Origin of the sequence: Escherichia sp. TW09308 (assembly GCF_000208565.1) — a bacterium.
Lineage (GTDB): Bacteria > Pseudomonadota > Gammaproteobacteria > Enterobacterales > Enterobacteriaceae > Escherichia > Escherichia marmotae.
This window is the reverse complement of sequence record NZ_AEME01000001.1, coordinates 915,455-934,463: the sequence shown is the minus strand read 5'-3', so window position 1 is coordinate 934,463 and position 19,009 is coordinate 915,455. Positions and strand designations below refer to the sequence as shown.

Annotated in this window: 14 protein-coding genes, 2 pseudogenes and 1 riboswitch; of the genes and pseudogenes, 3 read left to right on the top strand and 13 right to left on the bottom strand. The window is 50.5% G+C overall.

Annotated elements, in window-relative coordinates; translation table 11 throughout:
• Window positions 1-81: 81 nt before the first annotated feature.
• Window positions 82-1,326 (top strand): serine/threonine transporter SstT, encoded by a 1,245-nt coding sequence (gene sstT / locus ESM_RS0104650; protein WP_000211634.1) that lies wholly within the window; start codon window positions 82-84, stop codon window positions 1,324-1,326.
• 3 nt (window positions 1,327-1,329) lie between these two features.
• Here the strand turns inward: sstT and ESM_RS01000000124070 are convergent.
• From ESM_RS01000000124070 to btuB, 4 genes and pseudogenes are all read right to left on the bottom strand, one after another.
• Window positions 1,330-1,599 (bottom strand): annotated as a pseudogene (locus ESM_RS01000000124070) (YgjV family protein); the annotation flags it as partial.
• Window positions 1,600-1,762: 163 nt separating this feature from the next.
• Window positions 1,763-2,773, bottom strand: coding sequence for an IS110 family transposase (locus tag ESM_RS0104640; protein WP_001132302.1), 1,011 nt, complete (start codon window positions 2,771-2,773; stop codon window positions 1,763-1,765).
• A gap of 260 nt (window positions 2,774-3,033) precedes the next feature.
• On the bottom strand, window positions 3,034-3,891 hold the full coding sequence (murI, locus tag ESM_RS0104635; protein WP_000201835.1) for a glutamate racemase: 858 nt from the start codon (window positions 3,889-3,891) through the stop codon (window positions 3,034-3,036).
• A complete protein-coding gene (gene btuB / locus ESM_RS0104630) occupies window positions 3,836-5,680 on the bottom strand; it encodes a TonB-dependent vitamin B12 receptor BtuB (protein WP_000591341.1) in 1,845 nt (614 codons plus the stop codon). Before btuB ends, murI begins: the two co-directional genes overlap by 56 nt.
• 65 nt (window positions 5,681-5,745) lie before the next feature.
• A riboswitch (cobalamin riboswitch) is annotated at window positions 5,746-5,936 on the bottom strand.
• A 113-nt stretch (window positions 5,937-6,049) separates the two neighbouring features.
• Between btuB and trmA the strand changes: the two are divergent.
• A pseudogene (trmA, locus tag ESM_RS01000000124065) lies at window positions 6,050-7,151 on the top strand (tRNA (uridine(54)-C5)-methyltransferase TrmA).
• Between the two features lie 39 nt (window positions 7,152-7,190).
• On the opposite strand, the gene ESM_RS0104620 reads toward trmA, so the two are convergent.
• The 4 genes from ESM_RS0104620 to ESM_RS0104605 all read right to left on the bottom strand — a co-directional run bounded on the left by ESM_RS0104620 (window position 7,191) and on the right by ESM_RS0104605 (window position 10,829).
• Window positions 7,191-7,550, bottom strand: a complete 360-nt coding sequence (locus ESM_RS0104620; protein WP_000806410.1) for a YijD family membrane protein — start codon at window positions 7,548-7,550, stop codon at window positions 7,191-7,193.
• The gene (gene fabR / locus ESM_RS0104615) at window positions 7,550-8,200 is read right to left on the bottom strand and encodes an HTH-type transcriptional repressor FabR (protein ID WP_001309117.1); all 651 of its coding nucleotides are present in this window, start codon (window positions 8,198-8,200) and stop codon (window positions 7,550-7,552) included. The genes ESM_RS0104620 and fabR overlap by 1 nt, the downstream gene beginning before the upstream one ends.
• A gap of 103 nt (window positions 8,201-8,303) precedes the next feature.
• Window positions 8,304-9,620, bottom strand: coding sequence for a citrate-proton symporter (locus ESM_RS0104610; protein WP_000125454.1), 1,317 nt, complete (start codon window positions 9,618-9,620; stop codon window positions 8,304-8,306).
• A 42-nt stretch (window positions 9,621-9,662) separates the two neighbouring features.
• Window positions 9,663-10,829 (bottom strand): M20 aminoacylase family protein, encoded by a 1,167-nt coding sequence (locus ESM_RS0104605; RefSeq protein WP_000569546.1) that lies wholly within the window; start codon window positions 10,827-10,829, stop codon window positions 9,663-9,665.
• Between the two features lie 329 nt (window positions 10,830-11,158).
• Between ESM_RS0104605 and sthA the strand changes: the two genes are divergently transcribed.
• Complete coding sequence (sthA, locus tag ESM_RS0104600; protein WP_000019889.1) at window positions 11,159-12,559, top strand: Si-specific NAD(P)(+) transhydrogenase; 1,401 nt, start codon at window positions 11,159-11,161, stop codon at window positions 12,557-12,559.
• Here the strand turns inward: sthA and oxyR are convergent.
• From oxyR to argB, 5 genes are all read right to left on the bottom strand, one after another.
• Window positions 12,542-13,459, bottom strand: coding sequence for a DNA-binding transcriptional regulator OxyR (oxyR, locus tag ESM_RS0104595; RefSeq protein ID WP_001025929.1), 918 nt, complete (start codon window positions 13,457-13,459; stop codon window positions 12,542-12,544). The genes sthA and oxyR overlap by 18 nt on opposite strands.
• A gap of 250 nt (window positions 13,460-13,709) precedes the next feature.
• The gene (locus tag ESM_RS0104590; protein WP_000382161.1) at window positions 13,710-14,993 is read right to left on the bottom strand and encodes an MFS transporter; all 1,284 of its coding nucleotides are present in this window, start codon (window positions 14,991-14,993) and stop codon (window positions 13,710-13,712) included.
• A gap of 83 nt (window positions 14,994-15,076) precedes the next feature.
• Window positions 15,077-16,291, bottom strand: coding sequence for a D-mannonate dehydratase ManD (manD, locus tag ESM_RS0104585; protein WP_000690941.1), 1,215 nt, complete (start codon window positions 16,289-16,291; stop codon window positions 15,077-15,079).
• 501 nt (window positions 16,292-16,792) lie between these two features.
• A complete protein-coding gene (gene argH, locus ESM_RS0104580) occupies window positions 16,793-18,166 on the bottom strand; it encodes an argininosuccinate lyase (RefSeq protein ID WP_001240113.1) in 1,374 nt (457 codons plus the stop codon).
• A gap of 59 nt (window positions 18,167-18,225) precedes the next feature.
• Window positions 18,226-19,002 carry an acetylglutamate kinase gene (gene argB, locus ESM_RS0104575; protein WP_001362445.1) on the bottom strand — a complete coding sequence of 259 codons (777 nt, stop codon included), beginning with the start codon at window positions 19,000-19,002 and terminating at the stop codon, window positions 18,226-18,228.
• Window positions 19,003-19,009 lie beyond the last annotated feature (7 nt).

The following is a 19,009-nucleotide window of genomic DNA, read 5'->3' as shown; positions in this document are numbered from 1 at the left end:
GCAAATACTTTGTTACATCCTGAAAGATGCGTCGACAGAACGCACCAGGGATGTGCGACAACACAACGAAAGGATCGAAAAATGACTACGCAACGTTCACCGGGGATATTCCGGCGTCTGGCTCATGGCAGCCTGGTAAAACAAATCCTGGTCGGCCTTGTTCTGGGGATTCTCCTGGCATGGATCTCAAAACCGGCGGCTGAAGCTGTCGGCCTGTTAGGCACCCTGTTCGTCGGCGCGCTGAAAGCTGTAGCGCCAATCCTGGTGCTGATGCTGGTAATGGCTTCCATCGCTAACCACCAGCACGGACAAAAAACCAATATCCGCCCTATTCTGTTTCTCTATTTGCTGGGTACTTTCTCCGCTGCACTGGCCGCAGTTGTCTTCAGCTTCGCCTTCCCTTCTACTCTGCATTTATCCAGCAGTGCGGGGGATATTACCCCCCCGTCAGGCATTATTGAGGTCATGCGCGGGTTGCTGATGAGTATGGTTTCCAACCCTATCGACGCCCTGCTAAAAGGTAATTACATCGGGATTCTGGTGTGGGCGATTGGCCTCGGTTTTGCCCTGCGTCATGGTAACGAGACCACCAAAAACCTGGTCAACGATATGTCGAATGCCGTCACCTTTATGGTGAAGCTGGTGATTCGCTTCGCGCCGATCGGTATTTTTGGCCTGGTTTCTTCTACGCTGGCAACCACAGGGTTCGACACGTTGTGGGGTTATGCGCAACTGCTCGCGGTGCTGGTTGGCTGTATGCTGTTGGTGGCGCTGGTGGTTAATCCACTGCTGGTATGGTGGAAAATTCGTCGTAATCCGTTCCCGCTGGTACTGCTGTGCCTACGTGAAAGCGGCGTGTACGCCTTCTTCACCCGTAGCTCTGCGGCGAATATTCCGGTGAATATGGCGCTGTGCGAAAAGCTGAATCTGGATCGTGATACCTATTCCGTTTCTATTCCGCTGGGAGCAACCATCAATATGGCGGGCGCGGCGATCACCATTACGGTGTTGACGCTGGCAGCGGTCAATACGCTGGGTATTCCGGTGGATCTGCCCACGGCGCTGCTGTTGAGCGTGGTTGCTTCTTTGTGTGCCTGTGGCGCATCAGGCGTAGCTGGTGGTTCTCTGCTGCTGATCCCGCTGGCCTGTAATATGTTCGGTATCCCAAACGACATCGCCATGCAGGTGGTCGCCGTCGGCTTTATTATCGGCGTATTGCAGGACTCCTGCGAAACCGCGCTGAACTCGTCAACTGACGTGCTGTTCACCGCGGCAGCATGCCAGGCAGAAGATGAGCGTCTGGCAAATAGCGCCCTGCGTAATTAATGCTTAACCCCTTTCGTCTACGGCGGAAGGGGTTTTCTCTACTTTAAACGGATCAATTCCCCTTTTCTGCATCCGCCAGAAACGAATGATATTCAGGCCATTCATCAACAGAAAACTGCCTTCAATCATCGTGCCACCAATCGACCCGGCCCAAAAGTTGTGAATCACCCAGCAACACGTTGAAAACCACATCACGCAGCGCATAGTCAGCCCTTTACAGCGAAACAGCGCCCAGGTACTGATGATCGTGCCAATAACCGGCAGTAATTCAACAGCTACCGTGTTTAGTCAAGAAAATTATGTGATGTTTGAACATTCCATTTTCAGGAGAAATTTTCTCTGAGTTTTTATAAAAAGAGCAGATGCTCAGTTAAATACCATGATAGAAGGAAAAAGATACAAACATGTTGCTTCAGTATTGCTCCGATGGTGTTGATTAAAATATTGTTTTATAATAACTTTGTTGGTTGTATTCAGCGTCGAATGGTAACTGCGTTTTCAGCACACCATAGCACCAGTGCACAAGTTTTCGCATTAATGCTCCAATAGCACACATCTTTGACTTTCCCCTCTGGCATAACTTCGTATACATCTGTTTCATTACAGGGTTGAATCTCAGCCCACATAAAGCGGCAAGATAAAGTTTTGTTCTTATCTCCGGTGGTCCAATTTTAGATAATTTAGGTTTTCCCTTTACAGATGTGCCAGATCTCCTTTCTACCGGAACTACACCAAGGAATGCTGCTGCCTGCTCTGCTGATTCGAATGAATGGCTTTTGAGTATTGCCAGCATATTTAATCCCAGCAGGTAACCAACAGATTTTATTGATGTTAACAGTCTGAAATCCTGGTTGAGCTCAGGGTGAGTTTTAATATGTTCCTGGATCAGGACATCAAGATGTTCGATCTCATTGCTCAGCTCCTGAAGCATGTTTTCAATTGACGCCCTGACGGCATCAGGGCTGTCTGTAAAAACAGATTTTTCAAGTCTGTTTTTTTCTCTGGTGCTGTCTGCAACAAGAGCGTCTCTGCGGCGTAAAAGAGCTCTAAGATACCGCACAGATTCTGGTGGTGGAGTCCATGCCTCAGGCTCTTTAAGGGAGCCATAACAAGCCAGCATCCAGGCATCAACTTTGTCATTCTTGGTCAGGATATTCATACCTCTGGCAAATTCCCTTGTGCGGTGAGGATTGGCTAAAGAAATTCTGGCGCCAGCAAAGTGAAGGCCATAAGCCAGAGGTTCATGATATACCCCAGTGGCTTCCATGATGATATGAACTTCGCCCAGTTCACAGGATTGCTTTTTAAGCCACTCTGCCACGACTTTAGCCGCATCAGCAGTATTTTTTAGCTTACGAGTTTTGATCCTCCCTTTGATGCCCTCCCGTAAGAGGCATAGATCAAGAGTGTTTTTACTGACATCAATACCTAACTGGTACATCGGCATTTTTTCTCCTTTCACATAACCATCACGCCAATTTGTCTTGTTCATGCAGAGTCTTAGCTCTTGGCAACCGTTCAATGTTAATGCTGGCGTGAAAGGTGAAGCAGAGGACTATAGCTGTTGACGAAGGTTATTACCTTAGATGATGGGGTAGGTTCTCTCCGCTTCATGCGATGGTAGCTAATCATCGCTCGTTGATTACATACAAGATGATGGGGGAGGAAATTTAAAATAATTTTCCGAATGCGCAAGTTTCAATCAAATCAGCCTGAAACTGTCAGTTTTTCGAGCGTTTTAAAGCCGTAACGCTGTAAAACGGACAATAACTGTTCAGCTTCTGGCGTCATTGCCATACAAAAGGCAATATTCGCATCGACTGATTTTGCATCAGGGGCTTCATGCTCCAGTAACCAGGCCGTTCGGCGGGCAATCGCTGCGCCTGAATCCACCAACCGGGTTCCCTCTGGCAGCACCTGCAACAGTTCATCTTGTAATAGAGGGAAGTGGGTACATCCCAGAACAACAGTATCTGGCGGCTCTTTCATTCTTAACCACGGGCGCAAGATACGCTTTAGTGCATCCAGAGAAACTTCATTGCCATGCAGCTTCGCTTCAGCCAGCTCGACCATCTCTGCCGAACCGAGCATTTCTATCTGGCATTCATTGGCGAAACGCGCGATCAACTCATGGGTATAAGAACGTTTAACTGTTCCGCGAGTTGCCAGCAGTCCAACAATGCCATTAGCGGTCAGACGCGCTGCGGGTTTAATCGCCGGAACGACGCCGACAACCGGGAAGTCAAACTTTTCGCGTAATGCAGGAAGTGAAACGGTACTGGCGGTGTTGCAAGCCACCACCGCCAATGCAAGGGGATAACGTTCTTGCACTGCAGTGACAATTTCCACCACGCGCTCAACAATAAACTCTTCGCTTTTTTCGCCATACGGGAAAGCGACGTTATCAAAAGCATAAATGTAATGGAGATCCGGTAAGAGACGCCGGATCTCGTCATAGACCGACAGCCCACCGACGCCGGAGTCAAACACCAGCACGGTGGGACGTGGTTCAGAAGGTGTAGCTGCCAGACAAGGTGTATTCCCGTCCTGCAGTTTGGTAGCCATAGACTGTCTCGTAATCTTTGTCGAACAGGTTGGCTATTTTACCACGAACAGTCAGATGAGAGGTGACCGGATATGCAACCGCAATATCCCACAAGCTCACACCGCCCATTTTCACAGTTTGATAGGGATAAGATGAGTAATCCTTATCATAGCGAGTACCTAAATACTGGTAAGTAATACCCCAATCAAAATCATACAGTTGCCAGTCGAGCTGATATTTCACCTGCTGTTTAGCACGACGTAATAACGGCGTGTCGGTAATCGCATTACGTGCGTCGACATAATCGTAACTCACCGTATGTGTTAGCGGTCCGGTATCAAAATTGGCGGTCGCCTCGACGCCTTTAATCCGCGCTTTCCCTTCGTTGTAGTATTTCAGGATGTGATCGTCATAATCGATCAGGTCACTGATATCGTTACGATACCCGGAGATACGCCAGTTCACCCCGGCGGTTAAACCCTCAAACGCACCTTCCCACTGTTTGCTTTTCTCGGGGTTCAGATCCGGATTACCGTAGAAACCGTACAGTTGCCCAAGATTAGGTGCCTTGTACGACGTGCCATAAGAAGCGATAAAGCGATAGCCTTCAATGAACTCCCAACCAGCACTGGTTTGCCAGGTGCCATGACGACCAAACTGTGAGTTATCATCGCTGCGTGCAGCACCTTCAAACGTAAAATCGCCAACTTGTTGTACCCCGGTCAGATAGATCCCCGTATTACGTTGATCATACCCATCTGCAACATATCCAGTGCCTGGCGTCGTAGTTTGCTTCTGCCAGTCAACACCCGCGCCGATATTACCGTGACCAACGGTGACGTTGTTTGCCCACTGGACGGTGTACTGCTTCATCTCATCGAGCGTCGCGGACGAATCATAACGACCATAATGCGGATCGTAGTTGTAATCTTTGCTGTGGCTGTAACTGGTAATCAGTTGTGATTTAATCAACTCGCCGTTATAGCGCAGCCCGGTGTCCCAACTTTGGCTATAGAGTTTACGGGTATCGAGTAACGGTGAGCCGGGAGAATAATACGCGTCATAATTGGTACGATTATCATAGCCATAGCCGCGCACAAAGCCGCTCCAGGTGTCAGTAAAATTATGCTCCAGCGCACCATAAAGCGTTTTACTTAAAAAACCATCGTTATCTGGTTGTGCTTGCGTTCCGGTATTGCCATAGGCGACAACATCAAATCCATGGGTATGGGCATAATCGGCCAACAGAGTTACCCGTGTTTTATCCCCCAGTTGTTGCTGCGTAGAAACATCGTAGTTCTGATAACTATTACTTCCCCATCCCGCTGAAATTTCCGTGCCGGATTCATCCCGCGTGGTGATGATATTCACCACTCCGCCTATTGCATCAGAACCATAAACGGCAGATCGCGGTCCACGGATATATTCAACTCGCTGGACAAGCGCAATAGGGAATTGGCTAAGGTCGGCAGAACCACTGACCCCCGCCAAATTCAGGCGTACGCCATCAATTAACACCAATACATGGCTGGCGTTTGTACCACGGATAAAAATAGAAGAGAGCTGACCTGAACCGCCATTCTGGGTGATATCCACGCCCGGCAGACGACGTAGAACATCGTTCACCGAGGCCGACTGCCAGCGGTCAATATCCTGACGTGTCACAACGGTAGTTGGAGCAAGCACAGTGCTGCGAGGCTGTTCAAAACGGTTAGCAGTAACAACGAGAGTATCCGGGCTGGTGTCCTGCGCCCAAGCGGAAAAGGCTGTGACGGAACACGCCGTCAGCAGCGAAGCTTTTTTAATCATTGTAAAGCATCCACAATAGAAGAAGGATGCCGCAGGTTTCATCAATATTACGCGATGATGAGAACCAGATGCGACGTTGGCCGGCAGGTCTTCGGGCTTGGAGGGGTATCTGAGGATACAAAGAGATGATGACTTCCCACCGGATGGCAGTGTCCGCATTACGCAATCATCGCACCTTTCCTTACCGCTGCGCGTCAGCTCCAGATTCGCACTGGATTCCCTATTAACTCACAGGACCGGCGAGTGGATGCTACAGGTTGTAACAAGTTGCTGTCCAGACGTCGCGCATAAATAGGAATTCATCAAGATCTGGACATCTGATGAGCAATCCCTACAATCGCCGCGTACATTTCATTTTCAGGATACATCATGACCCCCGAACACCTTCCAACAGAACAGTATGAAGCGCAGTTAGCCGAAAAAGTGGTACGTTTACAAAGTATGATGGCGCCGTTTTCTGACCTGGTTCCGGAAGTGTTTCGCTCGCCGGTCAGTCATTATCGGATGCGAGCAGAGTTCCGCATCTGGCACGATGGCGATGACCTGTACCACATCATTTTCGATCAACAGACCAAAAGCCGCATCCGCGTAGATAGCTTCCCCGCCGCCAGTGAACTGATCAACCAGTTGATGACGGCGATGATTGCGGGTGTGCGTAATAATCCCGTTCTGCGCCACAAGCTGTTCCAGATTGATTACCTCACCACATTGAGCAATCAGGCCGTCGTTTCTCTGCTGTACCATAAAAAGCTGGATGACGAGTGGCGTCAGCAGGCAGAAGCCCTGCGCGATGCACTGCGAGCGCAGAATCTGAATGTGCATTTGATTGGTCGGGCAAACGAAAACAAAAATCGAGCTGGATCAGGATTACATTGATGAGCGTCTGCCGGTCGCAGGGAAAGAGATGATCTACCGTCAGGTAGAAAACAGCTTCACCCAGCCAAACGCGGCGATGAATATTCAGATGCTGGAATGGGCGCTGGATGTTACCAAAGGCTCAAAAGGCGATTTACTGGAGTTGTACTGCGGCAACGGTAATTTTTCATTAGCTCTGGCGCGCAATTTTGATCGAGTATTAGCCACCGAAATCGCCAAGCCGTCGGTCGCTGCCGCGCAATACAATATTGCTGCTAACCATATAGATAACGTACAAATTATTCGTATGGCGGCGGAAGAGTTTACTCAGGCGATGAATGGCGTGCGTGAGTTTAACCGTCTGCAAGGTATCGACCTGAAGAGTTATCAGTGCGAAACCATTTTTGTCGACCCACCGCGCAGCGGTCTGGACAGTGAAACCGAGAAAATGGTGCAGGCGTATCCGCGTATTTTGTATATCTCCTGCAACCCGGAAACGTTATGTAAGAATCTGGAAACATTAAGCCAGACGCACAAGGTTGAACGTCTGGCTCTGTTTGATCAGTTCCCCTACACGCACCATATGGAGTGCGGCGTATTACTAACCGCTAAGTAAAACCCATGCTGGATGCGCCAGCATCCAGCATGATACTGATTACTCAGCAATTTCCTGCTTACGGTTACGCATCTTCGCGCCAATCCAGAACACCATAATGACGGACAGCACGGCCGGGAAGAAGTTAGAACCGATATCCGGATATTCCGCACGAACCACCGTGCTGTACAGCAGAACACCGAGAATAAAACAGGCAGCAGCCAGACCCGGCAAACCTACCGGCATAGTGCGATTAAGATAACGTTGATGCAGGCAGTAGACCGTCAGCACCAGGGAAATAATCGGGAATACAGAAAATGGCACAATGGAGCTAAACAGCGCCGCAAAAGTACCATTGATCGATAAGCCTGCAACCAGCGCCAGCAGCAGCGTACCTCTATCTTGATTTGCTTGTTTCATTACTCGTCCTTCACATTTCCCGGAATAATTGCGGTTTTTTCTTGTTCACGGCGATACCAGTAATAAGCCCCTTTCGAAATCATTCGCAGTTGCAGTACCAGTCGCTCTTCTAATTGCCGACGTTGTTCGACGCCGACATCCAACGCCTCGGCACCCGCACTGAAGACAATCGTCACCATTGCTTCGGCTTGCGCTTCAGTAAACGCACGAGGCATATGGTTTTCGAGTTCCAGATAGTCCGCAAGTTCCGCAATGAAGTGCTGAATTTCACGCGCAACAGCGGCACGGAACGCAGCGGAGGTGCCGGAGCGTTCCCGCAATAATAACCGGAAGGCGTTCGGATTATTACCGATGAACTCCATAAATGTGGAGACCGAGGTGCGGATCACACTCCCGCCTTTAGCAATACGCTGACGCGCCTGGCGCATGAGTTGGCGCAGCATTAAACCGCTCTCATCAACCATGGTCAGACCAAGTTCGTCTACGTCGCGGAAATGCCGATAAAAAGAGGTGGGAGCAATGCCCGCTTCACGCGCCACTTCACGCAAACTCAGGCTGGCGAAGCTACGTTCAGCACTTAATTGGCTAAATGCGGCTTCCACCAGAGAACGGCGGGTTTTTTCTTTTTGTTGCGCTCTTACGCCCATCACGATGTCTAAATCCTTGCCAAAAGTACTGTTGGCACTATACCAGAGAATGAACATACTGGATTGCTCCAGTGTTGTGAATGAACGGTAACGCAATAAAACACATTTACTGCAACTCTTTAGCCGGTTCTTTCACAAACAACAACGCCAGCATCGACAACAACGTACCTCCGCCCAGATACCACGCTGGCGCCGTCAGGCTATCCAGTAACACAATGGATTGCGTGGCAAAGTATTGCGCAAACCCGCCGAAGATTGCTACGCCAATGCTATAAACCAGTGCGAAGCCCAATGCCCGAATCCGTTTCGGTAACAGTTCGGAAATCAGCAACATTACCGGTACACCGCCAAGCGTGGTGAAGCTGACCATCACGAAAACCACCGTCAGCAACATGCCGGGACTGGGATAATTCACCAACAGCCAGAACGATGGCCAGCTACAGATCAACACCATCACCCGGGAGATTAAAATCAGCTTTTTACGCCCGACCGAATCACACAGCATCCCCACCAACAACGCCCCCACAAACGTAATAACGCCCGCCAGTAACATCGCTGCATGAGAATAGTGTTGAGGCATCGCCAGATACTTCGCTGCCCAGGTGCCGTAGTAAAAGAGGGAGATATAGGTTGCAACCGTACTACCAATAGCGAGTAAAACACCATTAACGATGGTTGCTTTATGTTGCAAGAGCAGAGAAAACGCGCTTTCGCTGGCTGCGGCTTTTTTATGGTGCACAGGTTCAGGCACATCGTTTTCCAGACTCAGGCGCAGCCAGCAACCGATGGGCGCTAACAGCACACCAATAAAAAACGGTACACGCCAGCCCCACTCCGCCATTACGGTTTCTGAACCTGTGGCGAACGGCAGCCATGCGCTCAAACCCAAAGCGACGACACCACCAAAGGTCGTTGCCAGCCCCTGGGTCGCCAGCGACCAGCTACTGTAAAAGCCGCGACGATTTGCCGGAGCTGACTCAACCAGCAAAGACATTGAGGCACCGACTTCACCGCCTGCCGCAACGCCCTGAATCAGGCGCGCCAGCACCAGCGTCGCTGTTCCCCAATATCCCGCCGTCGCATATGTTGGCGCAATGCCGATCATCAGCGTACCGAGACTCATCAGGGCAATGGTAAACACCATCGCCGGTTTCCGCCCGAAACGATCGGCCCAGGCACCAACGATAATCCCACCAAGCGGGCGCATAAAAAAGCTCACGCCAAACGTTGCAAATGCCAGTAACAGCGCGACATTGTGATCGGCACTGGGTGGAAAGAAAAGCGTGCTGATATAGACCACAAAAAAGTTGTAAACGCCAAAATCAAAAAATTCGAGCGCATTGCCAAACGCCGAGGCAAAAATCACCCGTTTGCCGCTGGGCTTTTTCCTTACGTCCACTGTTTCATTTACGATCGCCGTCATTCCATGTTCCTTGCCAGATAGTGATGTTGTGTGTTGTTTTATTTATTGCAGCCAGGCTTCCACCAGTGCGCCCCAGTAGCTGCTTGCCGGAACCAGACTTGCATCGTTGAAGTCGTAACCTGGGTTATGCACCATGCATGCCCCTTCCCCGACATCGCCATTACCGAACAGCAAAAAAGCACCTTTCGGCTGGGCTTCCAGCATGAAAGAGAAATCTTCACTGCCCATCAGAGGCTTGATGCCAAACCCGGCCCGATCTTCACCAAACGTTTTACACGCCACCTGCCAGGCAAAGCGCGCCATCTCTTCATCGTTGACCAACACCGGAGTACAGTTAACATGCGTCACATCAGCCGTAGCACCAAAGCTGATAGCCTGGGCTTGTGCCAGAGCGGGAATACGGGCCAACAGAAGTTGCCGGGTTTCACGGCTAAGAGAGCGGACGCTAATTTTCATCTCAGCACTATCAGGAATGACGTTAGCGGCCTCACCCGCAACAATACTGCCGACGGTAATGACTGCTGCCTCCAGCGGATCGACATTGCGCGACACAATGCTTTGTAATGCGGTGGTGATATGTGCGGCAACCAGCACCGGATCAATCGCTTTGTGAGGGATCGCACCGTGTCCGCCACAACCACGAACCGTAATATAGAATTGATCCATTGACGCCATCAGCGCTCCGGGCTGGAAATAAAACTTACCCACTGGCAGACCGGGCATGTTATGCATGCCGAAAATGACATCGCAGGGGAAACGGTCAAAAAGTCCTTCTTTAACCATGATCTCGCCGCCGTTAATCATTTCTTCCGCTGGCTGGAAGATAAGGCGCAACGTGCCGTTAAAGCGGCGGGTTTCAGCAAGATAGCGCGCGGCACCCAGCAATATTGTGGTATGTCCGTCATGCCCGCAGGCATGCATTAAACCGGGATGTTTACTGGCCCAGGACTTGCCGCTATTTTCATAAATTGGCAGCGCATCCATATCGGCACGCAAGCCAATACTTTTCTCTCCGTCACCGACTTTTAAGGTAGCGACCACGCCCGTCGTCGCCAGCCCTTGTTCAACTTCATAACCCCACAGGCGTAACTTTTCCGCCACCAGCGCACTGGTTTTAAACTCCTTTAACCCCAGCTCCGGATTTTCATGGATCTGATGGCGGATCTCGCGCAGTTCTTCCTCAAACCCACGAATAGAGTGTTCGATCATCGGCTATTCCTTTATTCACTGATAAACAGGCTAATTAACGGATTGCATTGATGGTATAAATACAAATAACCAATCAATATAAAATGTTTATCTATTTGTTTTATAAAATGATTTCACGGAGACAATAACAAAAAGGCACTTTTCAGCAAGATAAAACTATCTGCCATAAGAAAAAGCGTTTAATTGCGAATTAATGAGACAGGGAAGGAGCAGACAAAGCAAAGGCCGCTCACGATATAACCAGATAAATGACGGGGATCAATTGGCTTACCCGCGATAAAATGTTACCATTCTGTTGCTTTTATGTATAAGAACAGGTAAGCCCTACCATGTCACATTCCTACGATTACGATGCCATAGTAATAGGTTCCGGCCCCGGCGGCGAAGGCGCTGCAATGGGTCTGGTTAAGCAAGGTGCGCGCGTCGCAGTTATCGAGCGTTATCAAAATGTTGGCGGCGGTTGCACCCACTGGGGCACCATTCCGTCGAAAGCCCTCCGTCACGCTGTCAGCCGCATTATAGAATTTAATCAAAACCCTCTTTATAGCGATCATTCACGGCTGCTCCGCTCTTCTTTTGCCGATATCCTCAACCATGCCGATAATGTGATTAATCAACAAACGCGCATGCGTCAGGGATTTTACGAACGTAATCACTGCGAAATATTGCAGGGAAACGCTCGCTTTGTTGACGAGCACACGTTGGCGCTGGATTGCCCTGACGGCACGGTAGAAACGCTGACCGCAGAAAAATATGTCATTGCCTGCGGTTCTCGCCCTTATCATCCGGCAGACGTCGATTTTACCCATCCGCGCATTTACGACAGCGACTCGATTCTTAGCATGCATCACGAACCGCGCCATGTACTTATCTACGGTGCCGGGGTGATCGGCTGCGAATATGCGTCGATCTTCCGTGGAATGGATGTGAAAGTCGATCTGATCAACACCCGTGATCGCCTGCTGGCATTTCTGGATCAGGAGATGTCAGATTCTCTCTCCTATCACTTCTGGAACAGTGGCGTGGTGATCCGTCACAACGAAGAGTACGAGAAGATCGAAGGCTGTGACGACGGCGTGATCATGCACCTGAAGTCAGGCAAAAAGCTGAAAGCAGACTGCCTGCTCTATGCCAACGGTCGCACCGGTAATACCGATTCACTGGCGTTACAGAACATTGGACTGGAAACTGACAGCCGCGGTCAGCTAAAGGTCAACAGCATGTACCAGACCGCGCAGCCGCACGTTTACGCGGTGGGCGACGTGATTGGTTATCCAAGCCTGGCGTCGGCGGCCTACGACCAGGGGCGCATTGCCGCACAGGCGCTGGTGAAAGGCGAAGCCACCGCGCATCTGATTGAAGATATCCCTACCGGCATCTACACCATTCCGGAAATCAGCTCGGTCGGTAAAACGGAACAGCAACTGACCGCGATGAAAGTGCCGTATGAAGTGGGCCGCGCCCAGTTTAAACATCTGGCTCGTGCGCAAATTGTCGGGATGAACGTGGGCACGTTGAAAATTTTGTTCCATCGGGAAACAAAAGAGATTCTGGGAATTCACTGCTTTGGTGAGCGCGCTGCCGAAATTATTCATATCGGTCAGGCGATTATGGAACAGAAAGGTGGCGGCAACACGATTGAGTACTTCGTCAACACCACCTTTAACTACCCGACTATGGCGGAAGCCTATCGGGTCGCGGCGCTAAACGGCTTAAATCGCCTGTTTTAACGTTTTACCGAAATGGCCATCCATTCTTGCACGGATGGCCTCTGCCAGTTGCTCATAGCGACTGCGCAGCGGCGAACCCGGACGGTAAACCAGGCCAACAGTGCGGCGTGGTTCTGGCTTAATGCACGGCAGATAAACAACGCCATCACGTTTACGCTCCGGCGGCACGGCCAGCGCAGGCAGTAAAGTGATACCGCTACCAGCCGCCACCATGTTACGCAGCGTCTCCAGACTGGTCGCGCGGAAGTGTGTATCTTCATCCGCCCCCGCTTCAAAGCAGAAGCCCATTGCCTGATCGCGCAGACAGTGACCATCTTCCAGCATCAGCAGTTTTTCCCCGGCCAGATCGGCCATCGGTACACATTCACGATCAGCCCACGGGTGATCTTCATAGATTGCCAACAGCATTGGCTCATCAAACAACGGCACTTCAATGAATGCTTCGCTCTCCTTCACCAGTGCGAGGATCACACAGTCGAGTTTGCCGCTGTCCAGTTGCGCCAGTAATTGATGGGTCTGGGCTTCATGCAGATACATTTCCAGCTTCGGAAAAGCCTGGTGCAGCATCGGGATAATATGCGGTAGCAGGTAAGGCCCGACCGTTGGAATCAAACCAATGTGCAGCGGCCCGGACATGGTCTCGCCCTGCTGGCTTGCCATCTCTTTAAGGACTTTCACCTCACGCAGCACGGTACGCGCCTGATCCACCAGCAGCATTCCCGCCTGGGTGAATAACACTTTACGGCTGGTCCGCTCCAGCAACATCACGCCCAGCTCATCTTCCAGCTTACGAATTTGCCCACTCAGGGTTGGCTGGCTGACGTGGCAGGAATCTGCCGCACGGCGAAAATGGCGGTGTTCGGCCAATGCCACCAGGTACTCAAGATCACGAATATTCATTATCCATCCTCCATCGCCACGATAGTTCATGGCGATAGGTAGCATAGCAACGAACGATTATCCCTATCAAGCATTCTGACTGATAATTGCTCATAGAAACGGAGCGGCACCTCTTTAACCCTTGAAGTCACTGCCCGTTTCGAGAGTTTCTCAACTCGAATAACTAAAGCCAACGTGAACTTTTGCGGATCTCCAGGATCCGCTTTTTTTTTATTTCGCCCGGCTCCCACAAGAGAGCCAGACCCAATATTTATTCAATGCGATCTTTGACGATAAAGAAGTAACACAGCGCGCCGATGAAGGTCACGCAGGCCGCAATAACCAGCGCCAGATTAAACGAGTGCGTAGTATCCACTACCCAGCCGGTCACGATCGGGGCAAAGGAAGCAAAGACAAAACTGCCAAAGTTTTGAATACCAGCGATGGAAGCCACTTTTGTTTCTGACACCATCACCTGCACCAGTCCCCATGCCGATGTTCCCGCGAAATGCACGCAGAACAGCGCCATTGAGATAAACGCCACCGCCTGCGCAGGCGAGGAAGATTGCACCACCAGCAACGTCCCTAATGCCGACATCATCAAACCGCAAACAATGGCCGTTTTACGCGTCTTCGCCAGGTCGTAGCCTTTTTTCGCCAGTCTATCGACAACAATACCGTTGATCCACATCCCGACTGCCGCCGCAAGGAAAGGAATCGCCGCCACCCAGCCGGTTTTTGCCAGACTGAAACCTTGCGCAGCCTGCAAATAACCGGGTAACCACGCAATGTAGAGCCAACCGGTATAGTTGACACCAGCGAAACCTAAAATCATCCCCCAGGTTGTCCGATGTTTAAACAGCGCCAGCCACTCGCTAAATTGCAATTGTGGACGCGGCTTAACCGGTGCAGAGAGATACGCTCGTTCTTCATCGGTCAGGACAAACTGCGCCCGGTTGCGATACCATGCGTACCAGCAAATCCCAACCAGAATCCCCGCCAGGCCGATGATGACAAACATCGTCCTCCAGCCCCACGCCAGTTGCATCAATACAAGAACAGGGGGCGCGATGGCCTGACCGATAACGGTAGATGAGTTAAGGATCCCCAGCGCCGTGCCGCGTTCTTTTTGCGCATACCAGTCGGTGATAGATTTCACCCCCGCAGGCATAAACGGCGCTTCACCAATACCCAGTCCAATACGCATAATAATAAAGTGGCTAAAGGAATTAACCATTCCTGTTAATGCCTGCATTAATGACCAGAATATTAATCCTGCGCCTAACACAATTCGTGGACCAAAACGATCTAACAAAATACCGGAAGGCAGTTGTGAAAAACCATAAGACAGAGAAAATGCAGAAAGTAAAACGCCAAACTCTGTGGCTGATAATCCTAACTCGCCACGAATCGCCTCGCCTGCCACGCTCAATGATGAGCGATCGAGAAAATTAACGATTCCCGCCATAAATAATAAAACCAGCGCCACCGTCTGAATACGGCGAATCCGTTGCGGTTTATTACCCGCAACACTACCTGGCAAATCAACATCCATTTTTATACTCCTTGAGAAAATTGAATAGATTTGATTACTCAATAAATAAATTAAGCGACAGATATACGGTTTCGCTTAAATCACTACCAATTCCACAATGTACCGTCTTCCAGACGCGCAACGGGGAGATACGCCGGATCATACGGATATTTCGCCGCCAGCTTCTCATCAAAGGAGATACCCAGCCCTGGTTCATCGCCTGGGTGCATATAACCCGCGTCGAAGCGCCAGCTATGCGGGAAGACCTCAAGCATTTGTTCGGAATAACCCATGTACTCCTGAACACCGAAGTTAGGCACCCAGAGATCAAAATGCAGCGCTGCCGCATGGCAAATGGGCGATAAATCAGAAGGGCCATGCGAACCGGTACGCACCTGATAAAGCGATGCAAAATCGGCAATCCGTCGCATCCCGGTAATTCCACCAGCATGGGTAATCGTCGTGCGGATATAGTCAATTAACTGCTCTTCGATTAACTGCTTACAATCCCAGATACTATTAAAGACTTCTCCGACCGCAATTGGTGTCACGGTATGCTGGCGAATCAAACGGAAACATTCCTGATTCTCGGCAGGTGTCGGGTCTTCCATCCAGAACAGGCGGTAATCTTCAATGCTCTTACCAAAGCGCGCCGCTTCAATAGGGGTAAGGCGATGGTGCATGTCATGCAACAGATGTTCATTAAAACCGAACTTGTTGCGCACGGCCTCAAAGAGCTTCGGCGTAAAATCGAGATACTTTTCTGAAGACCACAATTGTTCTTCCGGCCACTGGCCTTTGGTTGCCGGTTCGTAAGCCAACCCTTTTCCCTTCGCCAGGCCATAGGTAGTTTGCATACCCGGCACGCCGCACTGCACCCGAATCGCCTTAAAGCCCATTTGCTGGTGTTTTGCATAGTCTTCAAGGACTTCATCAATTGTACGCCCGGTGGTGTGGCAATAGACCATCACGCCCTCGCGAGAAGCGCCACCCAGCAGTTGATACAGCGGCATATTGGCTGCTTTAGCTTTGATATCCCATAACGCCATATCAATGGCAGAGATTGCCGACATCGTGACGGGGCCACGCCGCCAGTAAGCACCTTTATAAAAGAATTGCCAGATATCTTCGATACGGCTGGCATCGCGACCTATTAATTGTGGACAAAGATGATCTTTCAGATAGGAAGCGACCGACAATTCACGACCATTTAATGTGGCATCTCCCAGCCCACAAAGTCCGCTTTCAGTGGTTATTTTAAGCGTAACGAAATTACGCCCGGGGCAAGTGACAAAAACGTCCGCAGCAATAATTTTCATTATTGCACTCTCCTGTGTTTTAAATAGACGTTTTAAACTTAATTTTATGCCTACTACCATACAAGGAAGAAAAAGTGATTATTCAACCGTGATCACATTAAAAATAAAATTTTCCGCCGAGGAACAGAAATATCCTCAAATATTGTCTACAATATTAACCATCATCGTTAAAACAACACGTTAAATAATCACATAACAAATTCCATTAATCTTAAAAATGAACACAGCAATAGAAATCAATTATATTCAATTAATTAAAATATGTATTGTTTGATGTATTTGAAAATGATTTTTATAGGAAAAGTAAACGTAAAGAAGACGCAAGAATTAAAAGGAATGTGACGAAGAATGGCTGTGGCTGGACGTAAAACTCAGGGGCATCAGGATGATGATAAATTCCTGCCAGATGCGGCGTAAACGCCTTATCTGGCTTACAAAGCGCAACACTACGTAGGCATGATAAGGCAAACTCCCCGTTTTCAGGGGAGCGATATAAACAAGTTACACCAACCGCGCCTTTGCAAAAGCAATCGCCTGCGCCACCTGCTGCGGTGAGACGCCGCCTTTTGCCGCACGTTTGTCGAGGCACGATTGCAACGACAAAATCGGATACACATCTTCTCCAATCACCTTGCTGAATTTCTGCAACTCAGCCAGCGGCAGTTCTTCCAGTGGTTTGCCCTGACGAATGGCTTCCACCACCGCTTCACCCACAATATGGTGCGCCTCGCGGAACGGTACGCCTTTTGCCACCAGATAATCCGCCAGTTCAGTGGCGTTAGCGTAACCCTGTTGCGCCGCTTCCTGACAACGCGGGCGTTTCACCTGAATCCCATCCAGCACCAGCGCCGCCATATGCAGGCAATCCAGCCAGGTGTCGAGTGCGTCGAACAAGCCCTCTTTGTCTTCCTGCATGTCTTTGTTATAGGCCAGCGGTAACCCTTTCAGAGTCATCATCATGCCGGTTAATGCGCCCTGGACACGACCACATTTCCCACGAATCAGCTCCAGCGCATCCGGGTTTTTCTTCTGCGGCATTAAGGATGAACCGGAAGTCACGCGATCAGACAGTTCGACAAAACCCGCTTCGCCGGTGTTAAAGAAAATGAGATCTTCGGCAAAACGCGACAGATGCACCATGCCGATGGCGGCGGCAGAAAGCAGTTCCAGTACGTGATCACGGTCAGAAACGCTGTCCAGGCTGTTACGCGTTGCCGAGGCAAAACCCAGCCAGCCAGCCAGTTGTTCACGGTCAATGTCATAGGCCGTTCCCGCCAGCGCACCACAACCTAACGGGCTGACATCCAGACGCTTAAGCGCGTCCTGCAAACGGCTTTCATCACGCGCCAGCATCTCAACATAGGCCAGGCACCAGTGAGCGAACGTCACCGGTTGAGCGCGTTGCAGGTGGGTATAACCCGGCATCACTGCGTCCTGATTATTTTGCGCCGTTTCCACCAACGCCGATTGCAACTGGCGGTTAGCCGCCAGCAACTCGCTGACCATCTCTTTGCACCACAATTTCAGGTCAGTCGCTACCTGGTCATTACGGCTACGCCCGGTATGCAGTTTTTTGCCTAACTGACCCACTTTGTCGATCAGTTTACCTTCCACCCAGCTATGGATATCTTCGGCGTCGCTTTCGAGGATTTGTTGTGGCCTGGCGCGAACGTCTTCCAGCAGCACGTTCAGCGCCTCTTCCAGTTGCACCTGCTCTTCTGCGGTCAACACACCTACCGTTACCAGGGCTTTGGACCAGGCTACAGAGCCGACAATATCCTGCTCCGCCAGACGGTAATCAAAGCGCAATGAGTCATTAAATTGTTTGAACCGTTGATCTGCTGCCTGAGTAAAACGCCCGCCCCAAAGTGCCATAACTCTGTTTCCTTATTTTGAAATTCAATGCCGGAAGCTGTGCCTCCGGCCAACAAAAATTAAGCTAAAATCCGCGTCCCCATCGGCATACCGTTAAACAGTGCCGGAAGCTGTTCCGCATGACGCCAGGAGGCGATGTCCACCGGGCGGCCCAGCGTGCGTGCAGCGTCCAGCGCCGCATTCACTTTCACAATCATGCCGTCAGTAATAATGCCCTGCTCAATCAGTTGTTCTGCTTTCGCCGCGGTCATCTCAGCAATTCGTTGCCCTTTACCGTCGAGGATGCCACTGACATCAGAAAGCAAAATCAGATCCGCACCCAGCGTTGCCGCCAGTGCCGTCGCGGCCTGGTCAGCATTGACGTTCATCAGTTGCCCTTCGTCCGTCACACCAATAGAGCTGACCACCGGCAAATAACCGTTTTCCAGCAACGTGTTGATAAGCTTAGGCGAACCTGGCTGCGCCAGTCCAACATGGCCCAACTCTTCATCGAGCTGGGTCACTTTGACGCTGTCGCCATCACCGAGAAACAGCCCCACAGCAGCAATCTGATGTTTCTTCGCCCACGCCAGCAGGGTTTTATTTGCCGTTCCCGCCAGTGCGCCAGTGATAATGTCTATCTGATCCGCAGGCGTCACGCGCAGGCCGTTTTTCTTTTTCACCGGCAGATTCAACCCTTTCATCAACTCATCCACCACGCAGCCGCCGCCGTGAACAATCACCAACGGACGCTGATGAGACTCGCGATAATTCACCAGTGCGCTAAACAGCCGTTCCAGCGCCTCTTCACTATCCAGCAATACGCCGCCCAGTTTGATAATTAATGGATTCATCATTGCACCC

What these genes read in the sequence shown, in the direction of transcription:
- sstT (WP_000211634.1), top strand. Translation starts at nt 82, where the DNA reads ATGACTACGCAACGTTCACCGGGGATATTCCGGCGTCTGGCTCATGGC.
- ESM_RS0104640 (WP_001132302.1), bottom strand. Translation starts at nt 2,773, where the DNA reads ATGCCGATGTACCAGTTAGGTATTGATGTCAGTAAAAACACTCTTGAT.
- murI (WP_000201835.1), bottom strand. Translation starts at nt 3,891, where the DNA reads ATGGCTACCAAACTGCAGGACGGGAATACACCTTGTCTGGCAGCTACA.
- btuB (WP_000591341.1), bottom strand. Translation starts at nt 5,680, where the DNA reads ATGATTAAAAAAGCTTCGCTGCTGACGGCGTGTTCCGTCACAGCCTTT.
- ESM_RS0104620 (WP_000806410.1), bottom strand. Translation starts at nt 7,550, where the DNA reads ATGAAACAAGCAAATCAAGATAGAGGTACGCTGCTGCTGGCGCTGGTT.
- ESM_RS0104610 (WP_000125454.1), bottom strand. Translation starts at nt 9,620, where the DNA reads ATGACGGCGATCGTAAATGAAACAGTGGACGTAAGGAAAAAGCCCAGC.
- ESM_RS0104605 (WP_000569546.1), bottom strand. Translation starts at nt 10,829, where the DNA reads ATGATCGAACACTCTATTCGTGGGTTTGAGGAAGAACTGCGCGAGATC.
- sthA (WP_000019889.1), top strand. Translation starts at nt 11,159, where the DNA reads ATGTCACATTCCTACGATTACGATGCCATAGTAATAGGTTCCGGCCCC.
- oxyR (WP_001025929.1), bottom strand. Translation starts at nt 13,459, where the DNA reads ATGAATATTCGTGATCTTGAGTACCTGGTGGCATTGGCCGAACACCGC.
- ESM_RS0104590 (WP_000382161.1), bottom strand. Translation starts at nt 14,993, where the DNA reads ATGGATGTTGATTTGCCAGGTAGTGTTGCGGGTAATAAACCGCAACGG.
- manD (WP_000690941.1), bottom strand. Translation starts at nt 16,291, where the DNA reads ATGAAAATTATTGCTGCGGACGTTTTTGTCACTTGCCCCGGGCGTAAT.
- argH (WP_001240113.1), bottom strand. Translation starts at nt 18,166, where the DNA reads ATGGCACTTTGGGGCGGGCGTTTTACTCAGGCAGCAGATCAACGGTTC.
- argB (WP_001362445.1), bottom strand. Translation starts at nt 19,002, where the DNA reads ATGATGAATCCATTAATTATCAAACTGGGCGGCGTATTGCTGGATAGT.